General features: G+C 72.5%; 25 protein-coding genes and 1 pseudogene. 14 read left to right on the plus strand and 12 right to left on the minus strand.

Annotated elements, in window-relative coordinates:
• Positions 1-118 precede the first annotated feature (118 nt).
• A complete protein-coding gene (locus ACWEQO_RS27990; RefSeq protein ID WP_452985697.1) occupies positions 119-1198 on the plus strand; it encodes an adenosine deaminase in 1080 nt (359 codons plus the stop codon).
• On the opposite strand, the gene ACWEQO_RS27995 is transcribed toward ACWEQO_RS27990, so the two are convergent.
• Positions 1180-1695 (minus strand): mycothiol transferase, encoded by a 516-nt coding sequence (locus ACWEQO_RS27995; RefSeq protein ID WP_361461698.1) that lies wholly within the window; start codon positions 1693-1695, stop codon positions 1180-1182. The two genes, ACWEQO_RS27990 and ACWEQO_RS27995, sit on opposite strands and share 19 nt — an antisense overlap.
• Positions 1696-1759: 64 nt before the next feature.
• Entirely contained in the window at positions 1760-2644 is an 885-nt protein-coding gene (locus tag ACWEQO_RS28000; protein ID WP_452985698.1) for a LysR family transcriptional regulator, read from the minus strand.
• Positions 2645-2770: 126 nt separating this feature from the next.
• Between ACWEQO_RS28000 and mgrA the strand changes: the two genes are divergently transcribed.
• Positions 2771-3763: an L-glyceraldehyde 3-phosphate reductase gene (mgrA, locus tag ACWEQO_RS28005; protein ID WP_361461733.1), complete on the plus strand. Its 993-nt coding sequence runs from the start codon at positions 2771-2773 to the stop codon at positions 3761-3763.
• Between the two features lie 286 nt (positions 3764-4049).
• Positions 4050-4460: a hypothetical protein gene (locus ACWEQO_RS28010; protein ID WP_361461692.1), complete on the plus strand. Its 411-nt coding sequence runs from the start codon at positions 4050-4052 to the stop codon at positions 4458-4460.
• Between the two features lie 40 nt (positions 4461-4500).
• Here ACWEQO_RS28010 and ACWEQO_RS28015 read toward each other — a convergent pair whose 3' ends face one another.
• The 3 genes from ACWEQO_RS28015 to ACWEQO_RS28025 all read right to left on the minus strand — a co-directional run bounded on the left by ACWEQO_RS28015 (position 4501) and on the right by ACWEQO_RS28025 (position 6948).
• Entirely contained in the window at positions 4501-5769 is a 1269-nt protein-coding gene (locus ACWEQO_RS28015; protein ID WP_361461690.1) for a streptophobe family protein, read from the minus strand.
• 145 nt (positions 5770-5914) lie between these two features.
• Entirely contained in the window at positions 5915-6364 is a 450-nt protein-coding gene (locus ACWEQO_RS28020) for a PRC-barrel domain-containing protein (RefSeq protein WP_452985699.1), read from the minus strand.
• On the minus strand, positions 6364-6948 hold the full coding sequence (locus tag ACWEQO_RS28025) for a PRC-barrel domain-containing protein (RefSeq protein WP_361461684.1): 585 nt from the start codon (positions 6946-6948) through the stop codon (positions 6364-6366). Before ACWEQO_RS28025 ends, ACWEQO_RS28020 begins: the two co-directional genes overlap by 1 nt.
• Before the next feature lie 162 nt (positions 6949-7110).
• Between ACWEQO_RS28025 and ACWEQO_RS28030 the strand changes: the two genes are divergently transcribed.
• Positions 7111-7566 carry an ATP-binding protein gene (locus tag ACWEQO_RS28030; protein ID WP_361461683.1) on the plus strand — a complete coding sequence of 152 codons (456 nt, stop codon included), beginning with the start codon at positions 7111-7113 and terminating at the stop codon, positions 7564-7566.
• Between the two features lie 100 nt (positions 7567-7666).
• Here ACWEQO_RS28030 and ACWEQO_RS28035 read toward each other — a convergent pair whose 3' ends face one another.
• Positions 7667-8554, minus strand: coding sequence for an RNA polymerase sigma factor SigF (locus ACWEQO_RS28035; protein ID WP_361461681.1), 888 nt, complete (start codon positions 8552-8554; stop codon positions 7667-7669).
• A gap of 192 nt (positions 8555-8746) precedes the next feature.
• Here ACWEQO_RS28035 and ACWEQO_RS28040 point away from each other — a divergent pair, with 192 nt between their 5' ends.
• Positions 8747-9190, plus strand: a complete 444-nt coding sequence (locus ACWEQO_RS28040) for a helix-turn-helix domain-containing protein (RefSeq protein WP_452985700.1) — start codon at positions 8747-8749, stop codon at positions 9188-9190.
• A gap of 26 nt (positions 9191-9216) precedes the next feature.
• Here ACWEQO_RS28040 and ACWEQO_RS28045 read toward each other — a convergent pair whose 3' ends face one another.
• Entirely contained in the window at positions 9217-9819 is a 603-nt protein-coding gene (locus tag ACWEQO_RS28045; protein WP_361461676.1) for a ClpP family protease, read from the minus strand.
• A gap of 2 nt (positions 9820-9821) precedes the next feature.
• On the minus strand, positions 9822-10475 hold the full coding sequence (locus ACWEQO_RS28050) for an ATP-dependent Clp protease proteolytic subunit (protein WP_361461673.1): 654 nt from the start codon (positions 10473-10475) through the stop codon (positions 9822-9824).
• A gap of 225 nt (positions 10476-10700) precedes the next feature.
• Between ACWEQO_RS28050 and ACWEQO_RS28055 the strand changes: the two genes are divergently transcribed.
• Entirely contained in the window at positions 10701-11183 is a 483-nt protein-coding gene (locus ACWEQO_RS28055; protein WP_361461670.1) for a VOC family protein, read from the plus strand.
• A 49-nt stretch (positions 11184-11232) separates the two neighbouring features.
• On the opposite strand, the gene ACWEQO_RS28060 is transcribed toward ACWEQO_RS28055, so the two are convergent.
• Positions 11233-12204 (minus strand): SGNH/GDSL hydrolase family protein, encoded by a 972-nt coding sequence (locus ACWEQO_RS28060; protein WP_452985701.1) that lies wholly within the window; start codon positions 12202-12204, stop codon positions 11233-11235.
• Positions 12205-12583: 379 nt separating this feature from the next.
• Between ACWEQO_RS28060 and ACWEQO_RS28065 the strand changes: the two genes are divergently transcribed.
• The 3 genes from ACWEQO_RS28065 to ACWEQO_RS28075 all read left to right on the plus strand — a co-directional run bounded on the left by ACWEQO_RS28065 (position 12584) and on the right by ACWEQO_RS28075 (position 14952).
• A complete protein-coding gene (locus ACWEQO_RS28065) occupies positions 12584-13294 on the plus strand; it encodes a ribonuclease H family protein (RefSeq protein WP_361461665.1) in 711 nt (236 codons plus the stop codon).
• A gap of 67 nt (positions 13295-13361) precedes the next feature.
• A complete protein-coding gene (locus ACWEQO_RS28070) occupies positions 13362-14345 on the plus strand; it encodes an aldo/keto reductase (protein WP_452985702.1) in 984 nt (327 codons plus the stop codon).
• Positions 14346-14454: 109 nt separating this feature from the next.
• The gene (locus tag ACWEQO_RS28075; RefSeq protein WP_452985703.1) at positions 14455-14952 is read left to right on the plus strand and encodes a DUF6328 family protein; all 498 of its coding nucleotides are present in this window, start codon (positions 14455-14457) and stop codon (positions 14950-14952) included.
• Between the two features lie 12 nt (positions 14953-14964).
• Here ACWEQO_RS28075 and ACWEQO_RS28080 read toward each other — a convergent pair whose 3' ends face one another.
• The 3 genes and pseudogenes from ACWEQO_RS28080 to ACWEQO_RS28090 all read right to left on the minus strand — a co-directional run bounded on the left by ACWEQO_RS28080 (position 14965) and on the right by ACWEQO_RS28090 (position 17236).
• The gene (locus ACWEQO_RS28080) at positions 14965-15390 is read right to left on the minus strand and encodes an SsgA family sporulation/cell division regulator (protein ID WP_452985704.1); all 426 of its coding nucleotides are present in this window, start codon (positions 15388-15390) and stop codon (positions 14965-14967) included.
• A 98-nt stretch (positions 15391-15488) separates the two neighbouring features.
• A pseudogene (locus tag ACWEQO_RS28085) lies at positions 15489-16490 on the minus strand (LLM class F420-dependent oxidoreductase).
• Between the two features lie 92 nt (positions 16491-16582).
• Positions 16583-17236, minus strand: a complete 654-nt coding sequence (locus ACWEQO_RS28090; protein WP_452985705.1) for a GntR family transcriptional regulator — start codon at positions 17234-17236, stop codon at positions 16583-16585.
• Positions 17237-17870: 634 nt separating this feature from the next.
• Here ACWEQO_RS28090 and ACWEQO_RS28095 point away from each other — a divergent pair.
• The 5 genes from ACWEQO_RS28095 (at position 17871) to ACWEQO_RS28115 (ending at position 22668) form a co-directional block, all read left to right on the plus strand.
• Entirely contained in the window at positions 17871-18785 is a 915-nt protein-coding gene (locus tag ACWEQO_RS28095; protein ID WP_361460985.1) for an ABC transporter permease, read from the plus strand.
• On the plus strand, positions 18782-19525 hold the full coding sequence (locus tag ACWEQO_RS28100; RefSeq protein WP_452985706.1) for an ABC transporter ATP-binding protein: 744 nt from the start codon (positions 18782-18784) through the stop codon (positions 19523-19525). Before ACWEQO_RS28095 ends, ACWEQO_RS28100 begins: the two co-directional genes overlap by 4 nt.
• 97 nt (positions 19526-19622) lie before the next feature.
• Positions 19623-20744: an NrtA/SsuA/CpmA family ABC transporter substrate-binding protein gene (locus ACWEQO_RS28105; RefSeq protein ID WP_361460991.1), complete on the plus strand. Its 1122-nt coding sequence runs from the start codon at positions 19623-19625 to the stop codon at positions 20742-20744.
• A gap of 64 nt (positions 20745-20808) precedes the next feature.
• Positions 20809-22170, plus strand: a complete 1362-nt coding sequence (locus tag ACWEQO_RS28110; protein WP_452985707.1) for an LLM class flavin-dependent oxidoreductase — start codon at positions 20809-20811, stop codon at positions 22168-22170.
• Between the two features lie 63 nt (positions 22171-22233).
• Positions 22234-22668 carry an OsmC family protein gene (locus tag ACWEQO_RS28115; RefSeq protein ID WP_361460996.1) on the plus strand — a complete coding sequence of 145 codons (435 nt, stop codon included), beginning with the start codon at positions 22234-22236 and terminating at the stop codon, positions 22666-22668.
• Positions 22669-22742 lie beyond the last annotated feature (74 nt).

Consider the following 22742-nt stretch of genomic DNA (forward strand, 5'->3'; position numbering starts at 1 on the left):
GCGCCGCCGGAGCGGAACTGGCGCGTACTGAAGTTTTACGTATAACCTCTGCCGATCGGTCCCACCCCCGCCGGGTGACCCGCACTTCACCACCGAACTGCTGAGGAACGCACCGCCCATGACCACGCCCCGCCTCGACACCGACACCCTCCGCCGGCTGCCCAAGGCCGTCCTGCACGACCACCTCGACGGCGCCCTGCGCCCCGCCACCCTGGTGGAGCTGGCGGAGACGGTCGGCCACACCCTGCCCACCACCGACGCCGACGAGCTCGCCGCCTGGTACGTCGAGGCCGCCGGCTCCGGTGACCTGGTGCGGTACATAGCCACCTTCGAGCACACCCTCGCCGTCATGCAGAGCCGCGAGGGCCTGCTGCGCGCCGCCGAGGAGTACGTGCTCGACCTCGCCGCCGACGGCGTCGTCTACGGCGAGGTCCGCTACGCCCCCGAGCTGATGACCAAGGGCGGACTGGCCCTGCCCGAGGTGGTCGAGGCCGTGCAGGAGGGACTCGCCGCCGGTATGGCCAAGGCCGCCGCCGGGGGGACGCCGGTGCGGGTCGGGACGCTGCTGTGCGGCATGCGGATGTTCGACCGGACGCGGGAGATCGCCGACCTGGTGGTGGCGTTCCGGGACGCGGGTGTCGTCGGCTTCGACATCGCCGGCGCCGAGGACGGCTTCCCCGCCGCCGACCACCTGGACGCCTTCGAGCACCTGCGCCGCGAGAGCGTGCCGTTCACCATCCACGCCGGCGAGGCCCACGGCCTGCCCAGCATCCACCAGGCCCTCCAGGTGTGCGGCGCGCAGCGGCTCGGCCACGGTGTGCGGATCACCGAGGACATCCCCGACCTCGAGGCCGGCAAGCTCGGCCGGCTCGCGGGCTGGGTCCGCGACCGCCGGATCGCGCTGGAGATGTGCCCCACCTCCAACATCCAGACCGGCGCCGCCGACTCGATCGCCACGCACCCCGTCACCGCGCTGAAGGACCTCGGTTTCCGGGTCACCCTCAACACCGACAACCGGCTGGTCTCCGGCACCACCATGACCCGCGAGATGTCCCTGCTGGTGGAGCAGGCGGGGTGGACCGCCCGGGACCTGCGGACCGTCACGGTCAACGCCGTCAAGAGCGCGTTCCTCCCGTTCGACGAGCGCAACGCCCTCCTGCGGGACGTGGTGCTGCCCGGCTACGCGTCCGTGCTCTGAAGGAGCCCGCGCACATAGGCCGCCTGTCCGGCGTGCTGGAGGTCGTCGGACAGGACGCTGACCAGCCGCACCCCGAGGCTCACCGGCGGGTCCCAGCGCTCGTCCACGACGCGCTCCAGGTCCTGGGCCCGCAGCGCGCGCAGGGCCTCCAGGCTCTGCGCGTGCACCGCGTCGTAGTAGCCGGTCAGCAGGTCGGCCGAGTCCACCCGCACCTCGGCGACCCGCGCCGGGGTGTGGCCGTACCCGGTGTCGCCGCGGGGCAGACCGAGCGCGAACCGTTTCTCGAAGTCCTGGGCGAGCCACACCTGGTCGAGTCCGAAGGCGTCCGCGACGTGGTCGTCCTGGATCCGGGTGAGGTGCCAGACCAGCCAGGCGATGGAGTTGGCGCCGGACGCGGGCCGGGCGTTGAGGGTCTCGGGGCCGATCCCGGCCACCGCGGCGTGGACTTCTTCGCGGACCCTGCCGAAGCCGTCGATGAGGATGTCCTTGGCGTGCATGGGTCCACCCTCGCGCATCCCGCCTCCGCCCGCGCCCCGTTCTCCCGCGGGGGACCGGCCCCGCTCACGCGTCCGCGTGGTCCAGCAGGGCCATCAGCGCCCGCGCGGCGGGGCTGGTGGCCTCCGTCGGCGGGAGCAGCGCCACGGTCTCGTACACCGGCTCACCGGTGTCCTCGAACGGCAGCGCGGTCAGTGCCGCACGCTTGTGCCGGAAGTGCTGGGGGACGACGGCGATGCCGAGGTTCTGGTCGACCAGGTCCAGGAGGCTGTGCACGTCGTTCACCTCCAGCGCGACCGTGCGCCGCACCCCCGCGGCGGCGAAGGCGGCGTCGGTGGCCCGGCGCGGCCCCCAGTCGGGATGGAAGTCCACGAACACCTCGCCGCCCAGGTCGTGCGGGGTCGGCGGCGTCCCGGCCCGCGCGAGCCGGTGCTCGGGATGGCACAGCACGGTCATCGGCTCACCGGCCAGTGCCACCGGCCGCAGCTGCTCCGGGTCCGTCCGGGTCCGGTAGGCGAAGGCCAGGTCGAGGCGTCCCGCCGCGACCTCCTCGGCCAGGGCCGCCGAGCCCCCCTGCCGCAGCCGGATCTCCACGTCCGGATGACGCCGCCGGAACGCGGCCAGCAGCTCCGCCACGTGCACCCCGGCGATGCACTGCTCGGTGCCCACCGCGAGCGTGCCGCGCAGCACCCCCTGCACCGCGGCCACCGCCTCGCGCGCGGTCCGCACCTGGGCCAGGACGCGCTCGGCCTCCACCAGCAGGGCCCGCCCGGCCTCCGTCAGCGTCACCCTCCGGGTCGTCCGTACGAACAGCGGCGTCTGCAGCTCGCGCTCCAGCGCGCGGATCGACGCCGACAGGCCCGACTGGGAGACCAGCAGCCGCTCCGCCGCCCGGGTGAAGTGCTGGTCCGCGGCGACGGCGACGAAATGCTGGAGGTGACGCAGTTCCATGATTGAGAAGCGTATCCGCTGAATTCCATCGGATTCTCCTGTTGGACCGCTGCCCGTGGTGCGGGACAGAGTGGAGCCCCGGTTCGACGGAACCGGACACCCCTGTGCCGATCCCCTGGAGTCGTGTTGTACACCCCGCACCCCGACCGTTACGCGGACCTGCCCTACCGGCGCACCGGACGCAGTGGCCTGAAGCTTCCCGCGCTCTCGCTCGGCCTGTGGCACAACTTCGGTCCCGACCGCCCCGTGGAGACCCAGCGCGCCATCCTGCGCCGCGCCTTCGACCTGGGCGTCACCCACTTCGACCTCGCCAACAACTACGGCCCGCCGCCCGGTGCCGCCGAGAGCGCCCTCGGCGAGGCGCTGCGCGCGGACTTCGCGCCGTACCGCGACGAACTGGTGATCTCCACCAAGGCCGGCCACCTGATGTGGCCCGGCCCGTACGGCGAATGGGGCTCACGCAAGTACCTGCTGTCCTCCCTCGACCAGAGCCTGAGCCGCATGGGCCTGGACCACGTCGACGTCTTCTACTCGCACCGCTTCGACCCCGACACTCCGCTGGAGGAGACGATGGGGGCCCTGCACTCCGCGGTCCAGCAGGGCAAGGCGCTCTACGTCGGCGTGTCCAACTACTCCGCGGAGCAGACCCGGGAGGCCGCCCGCATCCTCGGCGAGCTGGGCACCCCGCTGCTGATCCACCAGCCGCGCTACTCGATGCTCGACCGGCGGCCGGAGGACGAGGGCCTGCTGGACGCCCTGGACGAGCTCCGGGTCGGCTCCATCGCCTACTCCCCGCTGGAGCAGGGCCTGCTGACCGCCCGCTACCTCGACGGCATCCCCGAGGACTCGCGGGCCGCGAGCGACAGCCCGTTCCTGGGCGCCGACGCCGTCACCGGCGAACTGGTGGAGCGGCTGCGCACGCTGAACGGCATCGCCGAGTCCCGCGGCCAGACCCTCGCGCAGATGGCGCTGGCCTGGGTGCTGCGCGGCGGGCGCGTGACCTCGGCCCTGGTCGGGGCGAGCAGCCCGCGGCAACTCGAGGACAGCGTCGCGGCCACCCGCAACCTCGACTTCGACGCGGACGAACTGGCCCGCATCGACGCGGTGGTCAAGCGGTAGCCCCTTGCTCGAGCGGGTCGCCCGCCCGGCCGCGTCGTGGTCGCCCGCCCGACACGACCGGGCGGGCGACCCGCCTCTGCCGCCGTGCGCGCCGCATTCCGGCCAACGGAAGGGGTGAATATGTCAGGAGAGTGGCCGGAAAGGCATGGTGACAGTGATTCAGCGGTGAACATACTCGACAACGAGAGCGCTTCACCCCGCGCGACGGCGCCCTCACGGACAGCACGCGACCCGCCGGAGAGCGAGCGCGGTCGGCCGCCGGGCAACGCAACGGGGGGAGAGGACCGTGCACGACGAGTTCCTGTGCCACGTCACGGCGTACGGGGTCTGCGACGGCCGGCGCATCGGCGTACCCCTCGGGACCTATCGCGCACCCACCCTCGCCCTGGCCCTCTGGTGGCTGCGCGATCGCGCCTCGTGGATCGCCGAGCGCCTCGACCCGCAGCCCGAGGCCGAACACTTACCCCCGGGCGCCCTCGTCCCCGTCGCGGACGGTGTGCCCGACGTGCCCGCGGTACTGCGCGCCTGGTGCGGTGACGCCGCCCGGCAGGAGGAGATGGCGGAGGCGCTGGCAGCCGGACAGATGGTGCGCCTCGCCACCGGCGACGACACCACCGAGTACGAACTGCTGGCCGAATCCGTGGACGCCCTGCGGATGCAGCGCACCGCCCCGGTGCTGGGCGTCCAGGTCGCCTGACCGCGGACGCGGAGCACCGCCGGCGGCCCGGCGCGTCCCGTCAGCGGCCCGGCCCGTCCGGGCCGCGCCGCCTCCCCCGCGCCGGCAACGCGCCCACGAAACCGGTGACCAGGCCCCACAGGAGGGCCAGACCCAGTGCGCCCGCCGGACGAGGTTCGAGCAGCACCTGACCGGAGAGTCCGGCGCCGAGGTCGCCGATGCCCAGCACGGAGAGGCCGATCCGGGCGGAGATCCGGCCGACCAGGCAGATCATCAGAACCGTCAACGCGAGAGCCACCGCCAGGCGCACGGCGTGCTGCCAGGCCCGGACCCGGGCCGGTGACCGGGCCGCCATCACGAACGCGACGGCCAGCAGCAGCACCGCGTCGGCCACCAGCAGCCACCACACCCTGCCGTCGTGCTCGGCGAGCGTGCTCAGGTTCAGTGTCGAGACGTCCTCGGTGCGCAGCACCTCGTCGAGCACATGCGGCATGGGCAGCCCGAAGGGTCCCTCCACCCTGCCGTCCCAGGTGGCGCCGAGCCCGATGGTGAGCGCGAGCCAGGTCACGTTGGGCAGGCCCAGCAGAATCACGGCGAACGTGTCCGCCGGGTGCCCCCGCGTCGCGGCGACGACCAGCGCGATCACGGCGCCGATGACGACGGAGGCCAACAGCAGCCGCAGCATCGCGCGCGCCGGGGGCCGCACCGCCGTCTGGAACCGGAGCAGCCGGCCCGGCAGCGGGGCGCCCCGCGACACCAGCAGGGCCAGCACCAGCACACCCGCCAGCCAGAGCAGGCCGATGAGGAGGGTCGACGGCACATCGGCGGCGAAACCGACCTCGGGGGAGATCCCGAACAGGTCCCCGAGATCATCCAGGGGCCCGTCCCCGAGCGGGACCTCGAAGGTGTGCCGGGCGGCGACCGCCGGCCCGAGCAGGGCGAGCAGCCACAGGGCGGCGATCCGCGCGCCCCACCCGGTCAGCTCGGCTGCTCCCGCGACGGCCCGGTGGCGCAGCGGACGCAGAAAGCCCCGGCCGACGAGCAGGGCCCCGGTGAGCGTGACGGACAGCGGCATGACCGTCAGACCGCCCTCCACCTCGGCCAGCCCGCCCGCGTTCCCGGACAGCCGCACCGAGCCGCCCACGGCGGTGACCACCGTCGCCGCGACCGCCTTGGGGAAGGAACCGTCGGGGAGGTCCGCGGCACCGGCCGCCCACAGTCCGAGCGCGGCCACGACGCCCATGGCGAGCAGTCCGCCCACCACCGTGACCAGTGCCTGCGTCCAGCCGTGGCGAGCGGTCACCCGGTCGGAGGCGGTACGTGAGCTCACCCCTGCACGCTAAGCGGGCTTTCGCACCGGGCGCCTGTCGAAAGGTCCGTCCGCGTCGGCTCGCGACCGGTGCGCCACCGGAACACACGATCAGATGAACGAGGCCCCGGCCGCCGCTGCCGGCGGCGCCCAGCAGATCGCCCGGTCAGCCGTGGGGTGCCGGTGTCCCGTGCCCGGCACTCCGGGCGCGGATCACCAGGGCGTGGTCGCCCAGCCCCAGGAGGCGCTCGGCCGGGAGTTCGCCGCGCGTGGTGAGGACCGCCTCGATGCGGGCGGTGAGCGGGTCGAAGGCCGCGTCGAGCACGGTGCCGCGCTCCTCGCCGTCCTCGGTGAGGACCCTGCTGCCGAGCAGATCGTGATGCGGTGGGGGCTCGGCCGAGGCGGAGGACGGCGGGAGGCCGATCAGCATGCCCGGACCGGCCGCGTCCACGTCCTCCCAGGCCAGCACGGTCTCCCTGTGCAGGCGCCCGCTGCGTACCCGCACATGGGTGACCGTGCCGGATGCCGCGTCGACGGTCAGCGCCCGCACGGTGCCGAGCCGGCTTCCGTCCCCCCGGGCCAGCACCGGCAGCCCCCGCATCCGGGAGAACAGCATCACGGCAGTGCGCCCGTCCGCCGGGCACGGGACGCGCCGACCCGCGCCACGAAGTCCGGCAGATCGTCGGTGACGTAGGCGGTGGCGTGCGCGGGGATGACCAGCGACCGACCGGAGACGGAGACCGCCTCGCCCCGCGGCACGTACACCCGGTGCCGGCGGTGTCTCGAGCCCGGTACCAACTCCCGGCGCGCGGCGAGCCGGAAGGCGACGATCCGGCCGCTGGTGCCGCCCTCGACCAGGACGTCGAGCACCGTGCCGACCGCGTCGCCCTCGTCGGTGAGGACCTGCGCGCTGAGCAGCCGCCCGTGCAGGGCGTCGCGGCGGGCCACCGACAGGGGCACGTGGCACAGCGCCCTCTCGTCGCGGACCATGACCGCGTGCCGGCCGAGGGAGTGCACCGCGGGCCAGGGCAGATCCCGGGGCAGGGGGCCCGACAGCAGGGTCCGGCCGGTGAGCGTGAAGCCGATGACGCGCCCGGCCGTGGCGTCGAGGACCGTGTCCTTGACATGGGCCACCGCATCGCCGCCCAGCGTCACCACGGGCAGCGTCCGCAGGCATCGCACCGCCAGCAGTTCGTTCATGGCTCACCCTTCCCACCGGAGGCGGCCCCCGTCCCGCACCCGCGCATCCGGGTGCCCGCCGTGTGGCACGACGAACACCGATCAGGGGACTGCGCCGTCCGACTCGGGGTAGGTGCACCGGTGCAGAGCGTCCGGCCAGTCCGGCTTCCCAGAGAGAAACGCATGATCGATCACCTGGACGGGGCAGTGATACCGATTGGTTTCGACGTGCCCGTGGAACCGCTGCGGCGGACGGCACACTTCACCGGCGAGCCGGGATGCATCGCCGAAGCGCGCGACTTCGCCGCGCGCTTCCTGGAACAGCTGAGGACCGAGTGGTGCGCCACGATCGGCCGACGGACCGACGGCGCGGCACTCCTGGTGGTGAGCGAACTGGTCACCAACGCCGACCGGCACAGCGGCGGACCGTACATCCTGGAGCTGGAGGGCACGGACGAGGCGATCACGGTCGCCGTGTACGACAGCAGCGGCACCCTGCCCCGGGTCTTCCCCCGCGATCCCCGGCGCGTCGGCTGCCACGGACTGGAGATCGTCCGGGCCCTGGCGCGGGACCTCTTCGTGGAGCGGGTACCGGTCGGCAAGCGCGTCGGCGCGGTGCTGAGCCTCGACGCCGGCTGAACCGGCGGCCCGCGTCGGCTGCGAAAGCCCGGTCGAGAACGCCTGCCGGCCCCCTCGCAGGGGGCCGGCAGGCGCGTACGGTGTGCGTCCTTTGGGGGTGTCAGGCGCAGCCCAGCTCGCCCAGCATGCCCTCGCGCAGACGGCCGATGATCCGCTTGATCAGCCGGGAGACGTGCATCTGCGAGCACCCGAGCTGCTCGCCGATCTCCGCCTGGGTGGCCTCCTCCACGAACCGCAGGCGGATGATCTCGCGGTCGCGGTCGCTCAGCTCGGCCATGAGCGGCGCGAGCGCGTGGAAGTCCTCCACGAGCCGCAGCCCCTCCTCCTCCATACCGATGAAGTCGGCGAGGACGGCCTCGCCGTTCTCCGGTCCGTCACCGGTGAGGGCGGCGTCCAGCGACGAGGAGTTGTAGCCGTTCGCGGCGAGCTGTCCCTCGAGGACCTGCTCCTCGGTGATGTTCATCAACGTGGCGAGCTCGGCGACCGTGGGATCGCGGTCCAGTCGGCTGGAGAGCTCCTCACGGGCCTTGGCCAGTTCCACCCGCAGCTCCTGGAGCCGCCGCGGCACATGCACCGCCCACGTGGTGTCACGGAAGAAGCGCTTGATCTCGCCGACGATGTACGGCAGCGCGAAGGAGGTGAACTCGACCTCACGCGACAGTTCGAACCGGTCGATCGCCTTGATCAGACCGATCATGCCGGTCTGGACGATGTCCTCCATGTCGTCGCCACGGCCGCGGAACCGTCCGGCCGCGAACCGCACCAGCGACATGTTCATCTCGATCAGAGTGTTGCGCGCGTACTGGTACTCGTGTGTGCCCTCCTCCAGCTCCGCCAGACGACGGAAGAACTGGCGGGACAGTTCCTTGGCATCGCGCGGAGCGACGGTTCGGGGATCCACCACCCCCGGCAGGCTCCCGTCACCCGTCCCGGCCTCGGCGTTCTTCTCGACGACCTGTGCCTGCGGCCGGATCACGGCGGTCTCCATACCTTTACCTCTCCCCACGAACGTGCACGGGCGGATGTGCGTCGGTCCTTCGGAGGTGCTGGTACCCAGCCCTTCACCGAACACTCCCCCCGACTTTTCGAGGGCCTCCGCAGAGGCTCGGCGTTCCGCCCCTTCACTCAGGGCGGAACGCCGCTCCCTTCCCCTCGGGGCGGGGATTCCTAGGCTGAAGGAGTGAGCAATCAAGCGCCCCTCGACGCCCGTGTCATCCCCCTGCGGCCCGCGACCGCGGGCCCGAAGCCCGCACGCCGGGCCGCGGCCCCGCCGGGCCCGGCGCCCACCGCCCCCGCTCCGGCCCCCAGGGAGCCGCTCTGGCGCGACCTGGTCGGTGACGTGCTGCGGCGTGAGCGGCTCGCCCAGGAACGGACGCTGAAGGACGTCGCCGACACGGCCCGGATCTCCATGCCGTACCTGTCGGAGGTGGAGCGGGGCCGCAAGGAGGCCTCGTCGGAGGTCCTCGCCGCCGCCGCCCAGGCCCTCGGTCTGGGCCTGGGCGACCTGCTGTCACGGGTGCAGGGAGAACTCGTCCGCGTCACCGCCCTGCGGGCTCCCGTCGGCCGGGGGACGAACCGGAGCACCCCCCGCGCCTCGTACGACGGGCTGTGCCTGGCCGCCTGAGGCGAGACCGTGCCGGGCCCGGCGCCTCACCCGCCCACGAGGCGCCGGCTCAGCACCTCGTCGGCCAGGCCGTAGGAGACGGCCTCCCGCGCGGTGAACACCTTGTCGCGGTCCATGTCCGCGCGCAGCGTCGCCACGTCGTGGTGCGTGTGCCGGGACAGCACCTCCTCCACCTGTGCACGGATCCGCAGCATCTCCTTGGCCTGCAGCGACAGATCGGAGACCGTGCCCCGCCGCCCGCCCGTGGCCGGCTGGCCCAGCAGCACCCGCGCGTGCTCCAGCACGAACCGGCGCCCCGGGTCCCCGCCGGCCAGCAGTACCGCAGCCGTGGACGCCGCCTGACCGACGCAGTACGTCGAGATCGGCGCCTGGACGAACGCCATGGTGTCGTAGATCGCCATGAGCGAGGTGAACGAGCCGCCCGGGGAGTTGATGTAGACCGCGATCTCGCTCTCCGGCGCCGACGACTCCAGATGGAGGAGCTGCGCGATGACCACGTTGGCCACCCCGTCGTCGATCTCGGTGCCCAGGAAGATGATCCGCTCGGACAGCAGCCTGCTGAACACGTCGTAGGACCGCTCGCCCTGCGGGGTGCGCTCGACGACGTTCGGAATCGTGTACGTACCCATCGTCACAGCCCCATCCGGCGTCGCGTCGCGGCCGGCCGGACATCGTCCAGCGACTCCACCACCCGGTCCACCATTCCGTATTCCCTGGCCTCCTCGGCCGTGAACCAGCGGTCGCGGTCGCCGTCCCGGGAGATCGTCTCCGCCGACTGGCCGGTGTGCTCGGCGGTGATCCGCTCGATGGCCCGCTTGGTGAACTCCAGGTTCTCCGCCTGGATCTCGATGTCGGCGGTGGTGCCGCCGATCCCGGCGGACGGCTGGTGCATCATGATCCGCGCGTTGGGCAGGGCGTACCGCTTGCCCGGCGCGCCGACGCTCAGCAGGAACTGGCCCATGCTGGCCGCGAACCCCATGGCGAGCGTCGAGACGTCGTTGGGGATCAGCCGCATCGTGTCGTAGATCGCCAGGCCCGCGTGCACGGAGCCGCCGGGGCTGTTGACGTACAGGCTGATGTCGGTGCGCGGGTCCTCGGCGGACAGGATCAGCAGCTGCGCGCACACCCGGTTGGCGGAGACCTCGTCGACCTGGGTCCCGAGCAGCACGATCCGCTGCGCGAGGAGCTGCGCGGCCAGATGGTCGTCGAACCGGGTCGAAGGGGTGTCGCCCTCCTCGGCCCGGGGCAGCAAAGCCGGCGGCCGGCCGGCGGTGAGTGGAGACATCGGCGCTCCCGTGGTGTCGGTGGTGGTGCCGTGTTGCACTTCGGCGCACGGCCGGTGCGACCGTGTGTCCCCACTCTCGACCGGCTGCGGCGGCCCGCGGGGATTTCTCTGCCCGCGGCAGATTCGCCAGGGGCAGAGCGCCGCCGACCGATGAGTTCCGAGGCGTGGGCCGGTCCACACCGACAGACCGCGTTCCACGCCCCTTCCACACCCCGGGAGACATCCATGACCACCGACGGATTCACCACGTGCCTCTGGTTCGACGGCCGGGCCGAAGAGGCAGCGGACTTCTACGTCTCCGTGTTCAAGGACTCGAGCGTCGGCCGGATCCTCCGGTACACCGAGTCCGGGTACGGCACGACGGGCTCCGTCCTCACCGTGGAGTTCACGGCCAACGGACAGAAGTTCGTCGCGCTGAACGGCGGACCCGAGTTCACGTTCAGCGAGGCGATCTCCTTCCAGATCGACTGCGCCGACCAGGCGGAGGTCGACCACTACTGGGACAAGCTCGTCGAGGGCGGCGGGGAGCACGGCCCCTGCGGCTGGCTCAAGGACCGGTTCGGCGTGTCCTGGCAGGTCACCCCGGTGCGGCTGACCGAGCTGATCAGCGACCCGGACCCGGAGAAGGCGGACCGGGCCATGAAGGCCATGCTGTCGATGGGCAAGCTCGACATCGCCGCTCTGGAGAAGGCGTACGCGGGCGAGTGACACCGGCGGGGAGCGTGCCCGTCGTCGCGGACGGTTCTGACGCGTTCCGTCAGCGGGAGCGGACGTGCTCCCCGAGCACCCGGGTGATCTCCCGCGCGATGCGCAGGATGCCGGGGGAGCGGACCGGGCAGGGTTTCGGCGTCGACGTCGTGGGCGCCAGGCAGAAGTGCAGGTAGTCGTCGTCCAGGTGCAGGGCGGTGCGGCCCCGGTCCTGCTGGGTGCAGTACTCGGGATGGGCCCGCTCGTAGGCGTCGCACGGCAGGTACTGCGACCAGGTGTAACGCGCCCCGGCCGGACTCACCGCGCCGCCCGCGTCGGCCACCAGGCCGCCGGAGGCGGCGGCGTGCTCCTCGTAGAGCGTGTTCACCCGGCGGACCCGGTCGGGGGTGATCGGGTCGGGGCCCTGCAGCACCCAGACGAGCCGGGGCGGTCGGGCCGCACCGGCCGTGCGGATCTGCTCGGTGAGCCGGCGCGCGGCGGACGCGTACCGCTCGAAGTACTCCTCCGGCGAGGCGTCGTAGGTGACGCCGTCCATGCAGGGGGTGTAGTCCCAGGCGTTGCCCCAGAACTGCAGCACCACGTAGTCCGGCCGCAGCGAGCGCACCAGCGCCGCCGCCTTGTCCGCCGCCGGGACCAGGGACCGCTGTGCGGAACCCTCCAGGTAGTCGCAGAGGGTGGTACCCGAGTAGGGCGCGCTCGTGTACCGGGCGCGCAGCTGCTTGCGCAGTTCCCGTCCGAGGACCTTCTGGTTCTCCATCGCGAGTGAGTCCCCGAGGTACAGCACGGTGGGCGGCTCGGGCGGCTCGGGCGGCTCGCCGGACGCGGCGCCGGGGGAGACGTCCCCGGCGCCGGCCGCACCGGGCGAAGAGGCGCCGGGCGTGGCCGCGGCCCGTTGGTGCGTGGTGGCCGACGCCACGGGCGCGGGCGGTGGCGGCCCGGCCCCGGGCTCGGACGAGGGGTCCCCGCACGCGCCGAGCAGCACGGCGACCAGCACCACCCCCACGACCCACGGCTTGCGCATACGGCGACCCCCGCCCCGCCCGGCGAAAACGGCTCCCAGGCAAGCACATCAGAGCCCAGCGGGGAAGACACGGTTCGGGAAAGGCCGTCCACCGGGCGCGCGGCCCCTGCCCGGCGCGCGGGCCCGGACAGGTGACCAGCGTGTCGCGAGGGACCGGCCGGCCGTCCGGACGGGGCACGCCACCAGGGCCGTACGACTCGAGGGAACACCCTGCTGGGCCGACGCGACGTTCGACGACGTCGAGACCGCCAAGGCCTTCCACGGGGACGTCCCGGGCCGGACCTTCGGCGCCTCCTCACGACCACGACGGGCGGGACGCCCGGGACGACGGACGTCGCCCGAGGAGCCCGCCCGGACCGGCGCACTGCCCGGCCATGACATGATCGGGCGCATGCGTGAACGAGTTGTGGCCGCGTGCGACGGGGCCTCCAAGGGCAATCCCGGACCCGCCGCCTGGGCCTGGGTGATCGCCGACGCCTCCGAGACCCCGGTCCGCTGGCAGGCGGGCGCACTCGGCAGAGCCACCAACAACGTCGCCGAACTCACCGCGCTGGAGCGGTTGCTGGCGGCGACCGACCCCGCTGTGCCGCTCGAGGTCCGGATGGACTCGCAGTACGCCATGAAGGCGGTCACCACCTGGCTGCCCGGCTGGAAGCGCAACGGCTGGCGCACCGCGGCCGGCAAACCGGTCGCCAACCAGGAACTCGTCGTCGGCATCGACGAACTCCTGCAGGGCCGCTCCGTCGAGTTCCGCTACGTCCCCGCCCACCAGGTCGACGGCGACCGGCTCAACGACTTCGCCGACCGGGCCGCCAGCCAGGCGGCCACCGTCCAGCAGGACGCGGGCAGCGACGCGGGTTCGCCCGAGCCGCCGCCCTCCCCGGACACCCCGTCGGCCGGCGCCGCGAAGCGCCGCTCCTCCGCGGCCAAGGCGTCCTCCCGGTCGCGCGGTGGCTCCTCGGCCCGCACGATCAAGGCGAAGTTCCCCGGCCGCTGCCTCTGCGGCCGCTCCTACGCGGCCGGCGAGCCCATCGCCAAGAACGACAGCGGCTGGGGCCACCCCGAATGCCGCACGGCCGCGAGCGTCTGAACAGGACCGCGCCCGTCCCACCGTCTCCCCGTCCCCCTCGAACCGCGACGGATGACAGACTGACGCCATGGACGAGCGCACATTCGACAGGTCGGGTCAGCACGCCTCCGTGATCGGTCTCGGCACCTGGCAACTCGGGGCGGACTGGGGGGAGGTCGACGACAAGCAGGCCCTCGCGGTCCTGGAGGCGGCCGCCGAGTCCGGGGTCACCTTCTTCGACACCGCCGACGTGTACGGCGACGGGCGCAGCGAACAGACCATCGCGTCGTTCCTCAGCGGCCGGCCCGATCTGCACGTCCTGGTCGCGACCAAGATGGGCCGCCGGGCCGAACAGCTCCCGGAGAACTACGTGCTGGACAACTTCCGCGCGTGGAACGACCGTTCACGGCGCAACCTCGGCGTCGACCGCATCGACCTGGTGCAGTTGCACTGCCCGCCGACGCCCGTCTACTCCTCCGACGAGGTCTTCGACGCCCTCGACACCCTGGTGGCGGAGGAGCGCGTCGCCGCCTACGGGGTCAGCGTGGAGACCTGCGCCCAGGCACTGACCGCGATCGCCCGGCCGAACGTGGCGAGCGTGCAGATCATCCTCAACCCGTTCCGCATGAAGCCCCTGGCCGAGGTGCTCCCGGCGGCCCGCGCGGCGGGCGTCGGCGTCATCGCCCGCGTCCCGCTGGCCTCGGGGCTGCTGTCGGGCAGGTACACCAAGGACACCGTCTTCCCGGAGAACGACCACCGCACCTTCAACCGGCACGGTGAGTCCTTCGACCAGGGCGAGACCTTCTCCGGGGTGGACTACGCGACCGGCGTCGAGGCCGCCGCCGAGTTCGCCGCGCTCGCCCCCGAGGGTTGCACCCCGGCCCAGCTGGCCCTGCGCTGGATCGTCCGGCAGCCCGGCGTCACCACCGTCATCCCCGGCGCCCGCTCGCCCGAGCAGGCCCGCGCCAACGCGCACGCCGCCCGGCTCCCGGAGCTGTCCGAGCGGACGCTCACCGCGATCGACGACCTCTACGCACGGCGGATCAAGGACCAGGTGGAGTCCCGCTGGTAGGAGTCCCCGGCAGGCTCCCCGGTCACGCGCGGTGAAGTGGGGAGAACGGCCGTGGACGGGGAAGAGGCGGGAGGAGAGGGACCGAGGCCGTTCGACCCAGGAGGCATCCGTGCCGGACCCGGAGCAGGGTGAGAGCAGGCGCAGGGGGCGCGACGAGAGCGAGGAGGAGCGGGCGGACCGGATGTGGCAGGAGCTCATCCAGGAGGTCCGCGTCGCGCAGACGGGCGTCCAGATCCTCTTCGGATTCCTGCTGACCGTCGTGTTCACCCCGAGGTACGCGCAACTGTCCGAGACGGACCAGACGATCTACATCGTCACGGTCGTCCTCGGCGCCTGCGCCACCGGGGCGCTCATCGGCCCCGTCTCGCTGCACCGGCTCGTCTCCGGGCGGCGCGTCAAACCGCAGGCGGTGCGGTGGGCGTCCCGGCTGACCCTGCTCGGCCTCGTCCTGCTGCTCGCCACCACCAGCGCCGCACTGCTGCTGATCCTGCGGGTGGCGACCCACGACGACTTCGTCCCGTACCTGGTCGTCGGGGTGGTCACCTGGTACCTGGTGTGCTGGTTCGGGCTCCCCCTGTGGGCCCGGCACCGGCACACGGCACGGTGAAACGGTCGTCCCTCAGCCGCCGGCGAGGACGTCCGCGAGGAAGTCGTCGAGGCGGACCTCCTCGTCCCCCGGTGCGACCGCCCGGTACGTCTCGCGCAGGAAGTCCCCGACGGCCTCGGCCCACACGAACACCACCGCGTGGTGCCGGCCGCCGTCGGCGCGGGCCGTACCGAAGAACTCCATCCGCAGTTCCCGCCCCACGCCCGGGGACTCCGGCCGCAGCCGCACGTCACCGATCCCGGTCGGTCGGGTGAGGCCGTCGAAGAGCATCTCCCGGTCCAGCTGCCAGCGTGCGAGGATCCGGCCCTCGTGGCTGAAGACGACGGTGACGGCGAAGGGGTCCGCGGGGTCGTAACCCAGATGGGCGAGCCCGGGGATGCGGTCCGCGGCGCCCGCCTGGATCTCCACCACCAGGGTCTTGTGCACGAACGAGTTCACGAGAGGGCCTCCGGGAAGTACCGACACAGAGCCATCTGGTACCCCGCAACCGGGCCGTATGCTCATCCCTTCGGGTGTTTCCTCGGCGCCGCGCCCGGTTAGCCCCGGTGGGGTGCCGCTCGGCCGAAGGCGCTCCGCAGCGCCGGCAGCAGGGTCTTCTCCGACCAGTTCAGGTACTCCGGCTGTGTGTCGCCGCCGATCTGCACGGGGGCGATCTCGGTGAAACCGGCCTCCATGTAGGCGCGGACGGCCTCGACGAAGTCCGCCGGGTCGCTGCCGCAGGGGATCGAGCCGGCGACGTCCTCGGGCCGTACGAACCGGGTGGCCGAGGCGAAGGAGTCCGGGTGCGGCAGCTCGGAGTTGACCTTCCAGCCGTTGCCGAACCAGCGGAACTGGGAATGAGCGCGTTCGACGGCCGTGTCGCGGTCGGGGTCGTAGCACACGGGCAACTGCCCCACCCGGGGCTTGCCCGTGCCGCCGTGCCGGTCGAACGATTCGAGCAGCCCGGCTTCCGGCTCCGTGGCGATCACCAGATCCGCGAGTCGGCCCGCGAGGGCGCAGGACCGCTCCCCGGAGACCGCGACACCGATCGGCGGCGGCTGGTCCGGCAGGTCCCACAGCCGGGCCGACTCGACGTCGAAGTGGGTGCCGCGGTGGTTCACATGCCCGCCCTCGAACAGCGCACGGATGACCTCCACCGCTTCCTCGAGCATCTCGTGCCGCACGTCCACCGACGGCCGGCCGCCGCCCACCACGTGCTCGTTGAGGTTCTCTCCCGAGCCGAGGCCCAGCCGGAACCGGCCCTCGGACAGCAGCTGCATCGTCGCGGCCTTCTGCGCCACCACCGCCGGGTGGTACCGGAACGTGGGACACGTCACATACGTCATCAGCGGGATCCGCGAGGTGGCCTGGGCCGCCGCGCCCAGCACGCTCCACGCGTACGGCGCGTGGCCCTGCGGCCGCAGCCGGGGGAAAAAGTGGTCCTAGGCCTCCGAGGTCACGGAGAAGTCGAAGCCCGCCTCCTCGGCCCGCACCACATGGCCGACCAGCTCACGGGGCCCGCTCTGCTCGGTCATCATCGTGTATCCGATGTGTGTCATGACCGCCGGGTCCCCGGCCGGAGGCAACGATAACGGCGGGCCGGTGACCGGTGACCGGTGACCGGTGCACGGTGACCGGGGCGGAGGCGGGCTCAGGAGCGCGCCAGGGCGGCGAGGCGCAGGTCGCGGGTGCGGCTCTGATGCTCGACGACGTGCTGCCGGGCGGCCGCCGCGTCGCCGCGGCGGATCGCGTCCAGGATCAGGGTGTGCTCCTCGAGGATCAGGGTGAGGTTGTCCGGCCGGGTGGTGGTGCCGGAGTCGTAGACCTTCAGCTGGGCGTCCAGACGGTCCATCAGCTCGATGATCGTCGCATTGTGTCCCGCCTCACGCAGCACCCGGTGCCACTGCTGGTTGAGCTCCTGCAGCTCCGCGGGGTCCGTCGACGCCGCGGCGGACTCGTGGACGTGGACGAGTCGGGCCAGGTCGAGCTCGGTCCGGCGGGTCGCGGCCGCCTGCGCGGCCGACGACTCCAGGGCGATGCGCGCCTCGCAGATCTCCAGGATCTCCTGGGGGGTGCGGGTGCGCACCACGTAGCCGCGAGTGGCCCGGGTCACCAGGCCCTCCTGCTCGAGCCGGATCAGCGCCTCCCGGACAGGAGTGCGCGAGACGTTGAACTGCGTGCTGAGACCGGTCGGGATCAGGACGGTTCCGGGAGGCGCCTGGCCGTCGAGGATGCTCTGCCGGATCCGGGCGTAGTGGCTGCCCGCGCCCGTGTCGGCGCCCCGGTCTCCCCGTGCGGTGCTCAAACTGGTCGCTCCCCTTCCGTGCGAGGGCCGGCCCGTCGTCGGCGCACGCGAAGCGGTGCTCTCGGCGGACAAACGTTCTCGCGATTCGAGACGGCCATAGTCTGCCACTGTCTCCATGTGTATACAGTTGCTTGCAGTTGAATCCGGACATGAGGCCGTCGAGTCCTCGGGTCCGGGTCCGCCTTCGAGTGCATGGCCCATGCACGTCTGACGGGATTTCGGGAGCTTCTGATGCATCGTGGCGCGCAGCCGGGGCGATACGCCGCCCACCCGGCGCACCCGGTAGCCGAGCCGGCCTCCCGTTTCTGCACCAGCCTGACGAGCCGTCGGCACATCGACCTCATGCGCGCCGTCAGCACGGGCTGTTGTTGATCTCACACACACTCCGCCTGCCGCGTTCCCGCCGCTGAAGCAGCGGCGGGCGCGGCCGTGTCAGGCCCGACCGCAGGCGCGCCCCGCCTCCAGCCCCGGCTCGCCCCGCCCAGCCCGCTGTTCGGTACGGCTCCGGGAGCAGGCTTCGGGCGCCGTACCGAGGCCTCACCGCCACACGGCCCCGAAAGTCCCTCCCGGCTGCCGCTCCCCACCGGCCGAGCGGTCGGACGGGCGGCCGAACCACTCCTGAAGGGGATCTCCCATGCCCGAGCAGACGCTGCTCGCCAAGGACCGACCACCGCATCCCGGTCCTGCCGGTCCTGCCGGTCCCGCCGGACGCCCCGGCGCACCGAGGAAGGAGGCGGCCGGGCCGTCCTCCGCCGGACGCAACCGCCGGGCGCTGCTGCGCACCGCCCGCACGGTCGGCCCCTGGGCCGTCCCCCTGCTGGTCCTGCTGGTGTGGCAGTGGACCGCCGCGGTCGGCATCCTGCCGCCGTCCGTCCTCCCCGCCCCCGGGGCGGTGCTGCGGGCGGGAAGCGATCTGGCCGCCACCGGAGAACTCCAGTTCCACATCCTCACCAGCCTGCGGCGCATCCTGCAGGGATTCGCCCTGGGCGCGGCCACCGGCCTGATCCTGGGCTTCCTGGTCGGCATGTCGAAGGTGACGGAGATCCTCCTCGACCGGACCCTGCAGATGGTGCGCACCATTCCGCACCTGGCTCTGGTGCCGCTGATGATCGCCTGGTTCGGCATCGGGGAGGAGCCCAAGATCCTCCTCGTGGCACTGGGCACCTTCTTCCCCATCTACCTGAACACCGTGACCGGCATCCGCGGGGTCGACCCCAAGCTGCTGCAGCTCGGCCGCTCCTACGGACTGGGGCGGTGGCGCCTGGTGCGCGACATCGCCGTCCCCGGGGCCATGCCCACCATCCTGTCCGGCATCCGGTACTCCCTCGGCGTCGCCTGGATGACCCTCGTGGTCGCCGAGACCATCTCGGCCAGCGACGGGATCGGCTACCTCGCCCAGAACGCCCGTGAGTTGCTGCGCACCGACCAGATCGTCCTCGCCATCGTGCTGTACGCACTGGCCGGTCTGTTCGCCGACCTCCTGACCAGGCTCATCGAAAGGAGGGTGCTCCGGTGGCACCCGAACTACCGTCCCAAGGCGAACCGGTGACCCCGGCGCGAGCAGGCGCCCGGCTGGCTCTGGACGGCCTGGGCCGGCAGTACGACGGCCGGTGGGTCCTGGAGAACCTCGACCTGGAGATCGAAGCCGGCTCCTTCGTCTCCTTCCTCGGCCCCAGCGGCGCGGGCAAGAGCACCCTGCTGCGGATCGTCGCCGGACTGGAGGAGCCGAGCACGGGGACCGTCCAGCTCCACGGAGCCGGTCCGCAACCGCCCATGGTGCGGATGATGTTCCAGGAGGACCGGATGCTGCCCTGGCGCACGGTCGAGGCCAACGTGCTGCTGGGCGTCAAGGGCCGCAGGGACGAGGCCCGCGCCCTGCTGGAGGCCGTGGGACTGGCCGACCGCGGAAGCGCCTGGCCGGCCGAGCTCTCCGGCGGACAGCGGCAGCGCGTCGCCCTGGCCCGCGCCCTGCTCCACCACCCCGAACTGCTGCTCCTGGACGAGCCGTTCGGCGCCCTGGACGCGATCACCCGGATCGCCATGCAGCAGCTCCTGGAACGCCTGTGGCTGGAGCAGCCGCGCACCGTCCTGCTGGTGACCCATGACGTGGAGGAGGCGCTCGTGCTCTCCGACCGCGTCCTGGTGCTGGCCGACGGCGCCGTAGGCCGCGACCTGCGCGTCGACCTGCCCCGCGGGGAGCGACGCGGCCACCCCCGCCTCGTCGCCTGGAAGGAGGAACTGCTCCAGGGCCTCCTCGAACCGCACTCCTCCGTCCCGGTCGACGCCTGATCCCGCGCCCCACCCCCGCCGCCCCTGAACCCGCCCGCACCGCCGCCCCCCCCGAACCCGCCCGCCCGAGCAACGCGCACCGAGAAAGAACCCGACCGTGACCGTGAACCGCCCGTTCTCCCGATCGACCACAGGAGCCTCCCCGCTCCTGTCCACAAACGTCTCGCGCCGCCGCGTCCTGGCCGTCGGCGGTGCCGCCGCCCTCGCCCCGGCGCTGGCCGCCTGCGGCGGCGGATCGCGGCCGGGCAACACGGCACTGGCCGACGGCGTGCCGCAGAAGCTCCGCTACGCGGTCATCGGCAGCGGCAGGCTCGGCACCCCGGCGGCCCTGCGCTACAAGTTCGACGGCGTGGACCTGGGCAAGGAACTCGGCGGCACCACCGTCAGCTGGCCGTCCGGGTTCACCGCCTCGCTGCCGGTGATGGAGGCGCTCAAGGCCGGCAGCGTCGATTTCACCTTCGCCACCGCCACCGCCGTGGCCTACGCGATCGGCGGGGGCGTGCCCATCGTGCCGCTCGCCGCCTACCCGCTGCCCGCCAACGAGGTCGAGATCCTCGTCCCCCAGAACTCGACCGTCCGCGGCGCCGCCGATCTCAAGGGCAAGCGGGTCGCCGACCAGCAGGGCACCACCGGCACCTACAGCCTCATCAAGTACCTGCAGACCGCCGGCCTGCGGCTGGAGGACGTCGAGTACGTCAACCTGCCGGCCGCCGACGCCGAGTCGGCCTTCGCCAACGGCAAGGTGGACGCCTGGATCAGCTGGACGCCGGCCATCAGCCTGGGCCGGGCCCGGCACAAGGCCCGCAGGCTGCCGAACGTCAAGACCTACGACTACTCCTTCTACGTGGCCAGTGAGTCCTTCGCCGAGGAGTACCCCGAGGCCGCGGCGAAGGCGGTGCGCGTCATCCGGGACACCCAGCGCCGCGTCAACGCCCGGCCCGAGGCGAGCGTCGAGTTCTTCGACAAGATCGGCGGATTCGGCTCGGAGGACCTCGAGCGCGAGGTGTTCCTCGAGCTGACCAAGGAGAAGAGGCTCTCGGACTCCAACGCCGACCAACTCGCTCCGGTGGACCGCAAGGCGATCGAGAACACCCAGGACCTCGCCGACAGCTTCCACGCCCTGGGCGTCTACCCCTCGAAGATCGACGTGACCGGGTTCCTGCGGGACTCCCGGTTCGACACGGTCAAGAAGGCGGTGGCCGCCGAACTGGCCGAGTGACCGGCAGGGCGCACCACAGGACACACCCCACGACAGCACCACAGCACGGAAGAGAGAACACGCAGTGAGCACCCCCGAGAACCAGATGCACCTCGCGGCCTTCGTGACCGCGGGCCCCGGCCGGCCCGGCGGCTGGCGCCACCCCGGGTCCGAGCCGGGCTGGCTGTCGGCCTCCTACTACCAGCACATCGGCCGCGTGCTCGAGCAGGGCAAGTTCGACCTGATGTTCCTCCCGGACATCCTGTCCGTGCCCGACCGCCTCGGCGGCAGCATGGACAGCCAGCTGCGCTACGGCGCGCTCGGCTCCCTGCGGCTGGATCCGACGCCGGTGCTGTCCGCGGTCGCCGCCGCCACCACCCGGCTCGGCGTGGCCGCCACGATCTCCACCAGCTACTTCGACCCCTTCCCCGTGGCGCGCTCCTTCGCCACGCTCGACCACCTCAGTGACGGCCGCGCCGCCTGGAACGTGGTGACCTCCTTCCAGGACTCCGAGGCCCGCAACTTCGGCGAGGACCGGCACATCGACCGCGACCAGCGCTACGCGCGGGCCGACGAGTTCCTCGAGGTGACCTGCAAGCTGTGGGACAGCTGGGAGGACGACGCCCTCGTGGCGGACCCGGAGGCCCCCCTCTTCGCCGACCCCGACCGTGTGCACGCCATCGACCACAAGGGGGAGTGGTTCAACGTCCGCGGCCCGCTGAACACCCCCCGCCCGCCCCAGGGCTACCCGGTGATCATCCAGGCCGGGGCGTCCCCCAAGGGCCGTGACTTCGCGGCGCGCTGGTCCGACGTCATCTTCTGCAGCCACGCCTCCCTGGAGTCGGCCAAGGACTTCTACCAGGACATCAAGGCCCGGGCGGTCCGCCACGGCCGCCGTGCCGAGGACATCAAGATCCTCCCCATGGCCACCCCCATCATCGGCCCCACCACCGAGGCCGCGCGCGAGGCCGAGCAGCGCCTGGCGGACCTGGTCCCGCCGCTGGCCGGCCTGTCGACCCTCGCCTACCACCTGGACGTGGACCTCTCGGAGCTGCCGCTCGACGAGCCGCTGCCCGACGTCGACGTCCCCGGCGTCCAGGGGCACTACCAGGAGGTCGTGGAGATGACCCGGCGCGAGGGGCTGACCCTGCGTGAGCTGGGCAAGCGCTACGGCGGCCGCACCGAGGGCTCCTTCGTCGGCACGGCGGCCGAGGTCGCCGACGGCATGGCCGAGTGGTTCACCGAGGGCGCCTGCGACGGCTTCACCGTGGGCGCCGTCCACACGCCGGGCGCCTTCGAGGACTTCGTCCGCCAGGTGGTGCCCGACCTGCAGCGCCGCGGCCTGTTCCGCACCGAGTACGAGGGCACCACCCTCCGCGACCACCTGGGCCTGGAGCGCCCCGAGACCGGGCAGTGGCGCAACCGCCGCAACGGCGACAACGGCTGACCCGCACCACACCCCGCACCCCGCACACCGGGTTCCGCACAGCGACACCAAGGACCTCACGGCATGACAGCAGCAGGCGACATCACGAGCATCACCGGCCGCACCACCGACACCCAGGGGCGCTTCCTGGTGACCGCCCGGACCAACCACTTCGTCTCCGACGCCCGCACAGGGCCGGGGGAGGCCGTCGGGGCGGGAGAGCTGCTGCTGTCCGCCCTGGCCTCCTGCTCCCTGAGCAACATCCAGCTCCATGCCGAGGAACGCGGCTCCGGCCTGACCGGCGGCCGGGCCGAGATCAGCTACCAGCGGGACCCGCAGGACCCCACCCGCTACGCCTACCTGCGGATCGAGCTGCTGCTCGAAGGGGTCGGCCAGGAAGAGGCCGACATCCTGGTCGGGCTCTTCACCGGCAGCTGCCCGATCTACAACACCCTGCGCCGGGGCGGCCACGTCGAGGTGGCCGCCCGGGTGCAGGAACCGCTCGCCGGCGCAGCCTGAGAAACCGGCCGACCCGGGTCCGGGCGCCGCTCCCCGGCGCCCGGACCCGCCCCACAGCACCCCGCCCCCCGCAC

The organism is Streptomyces sp. NPDC004051, assembly GCF_053604275.1.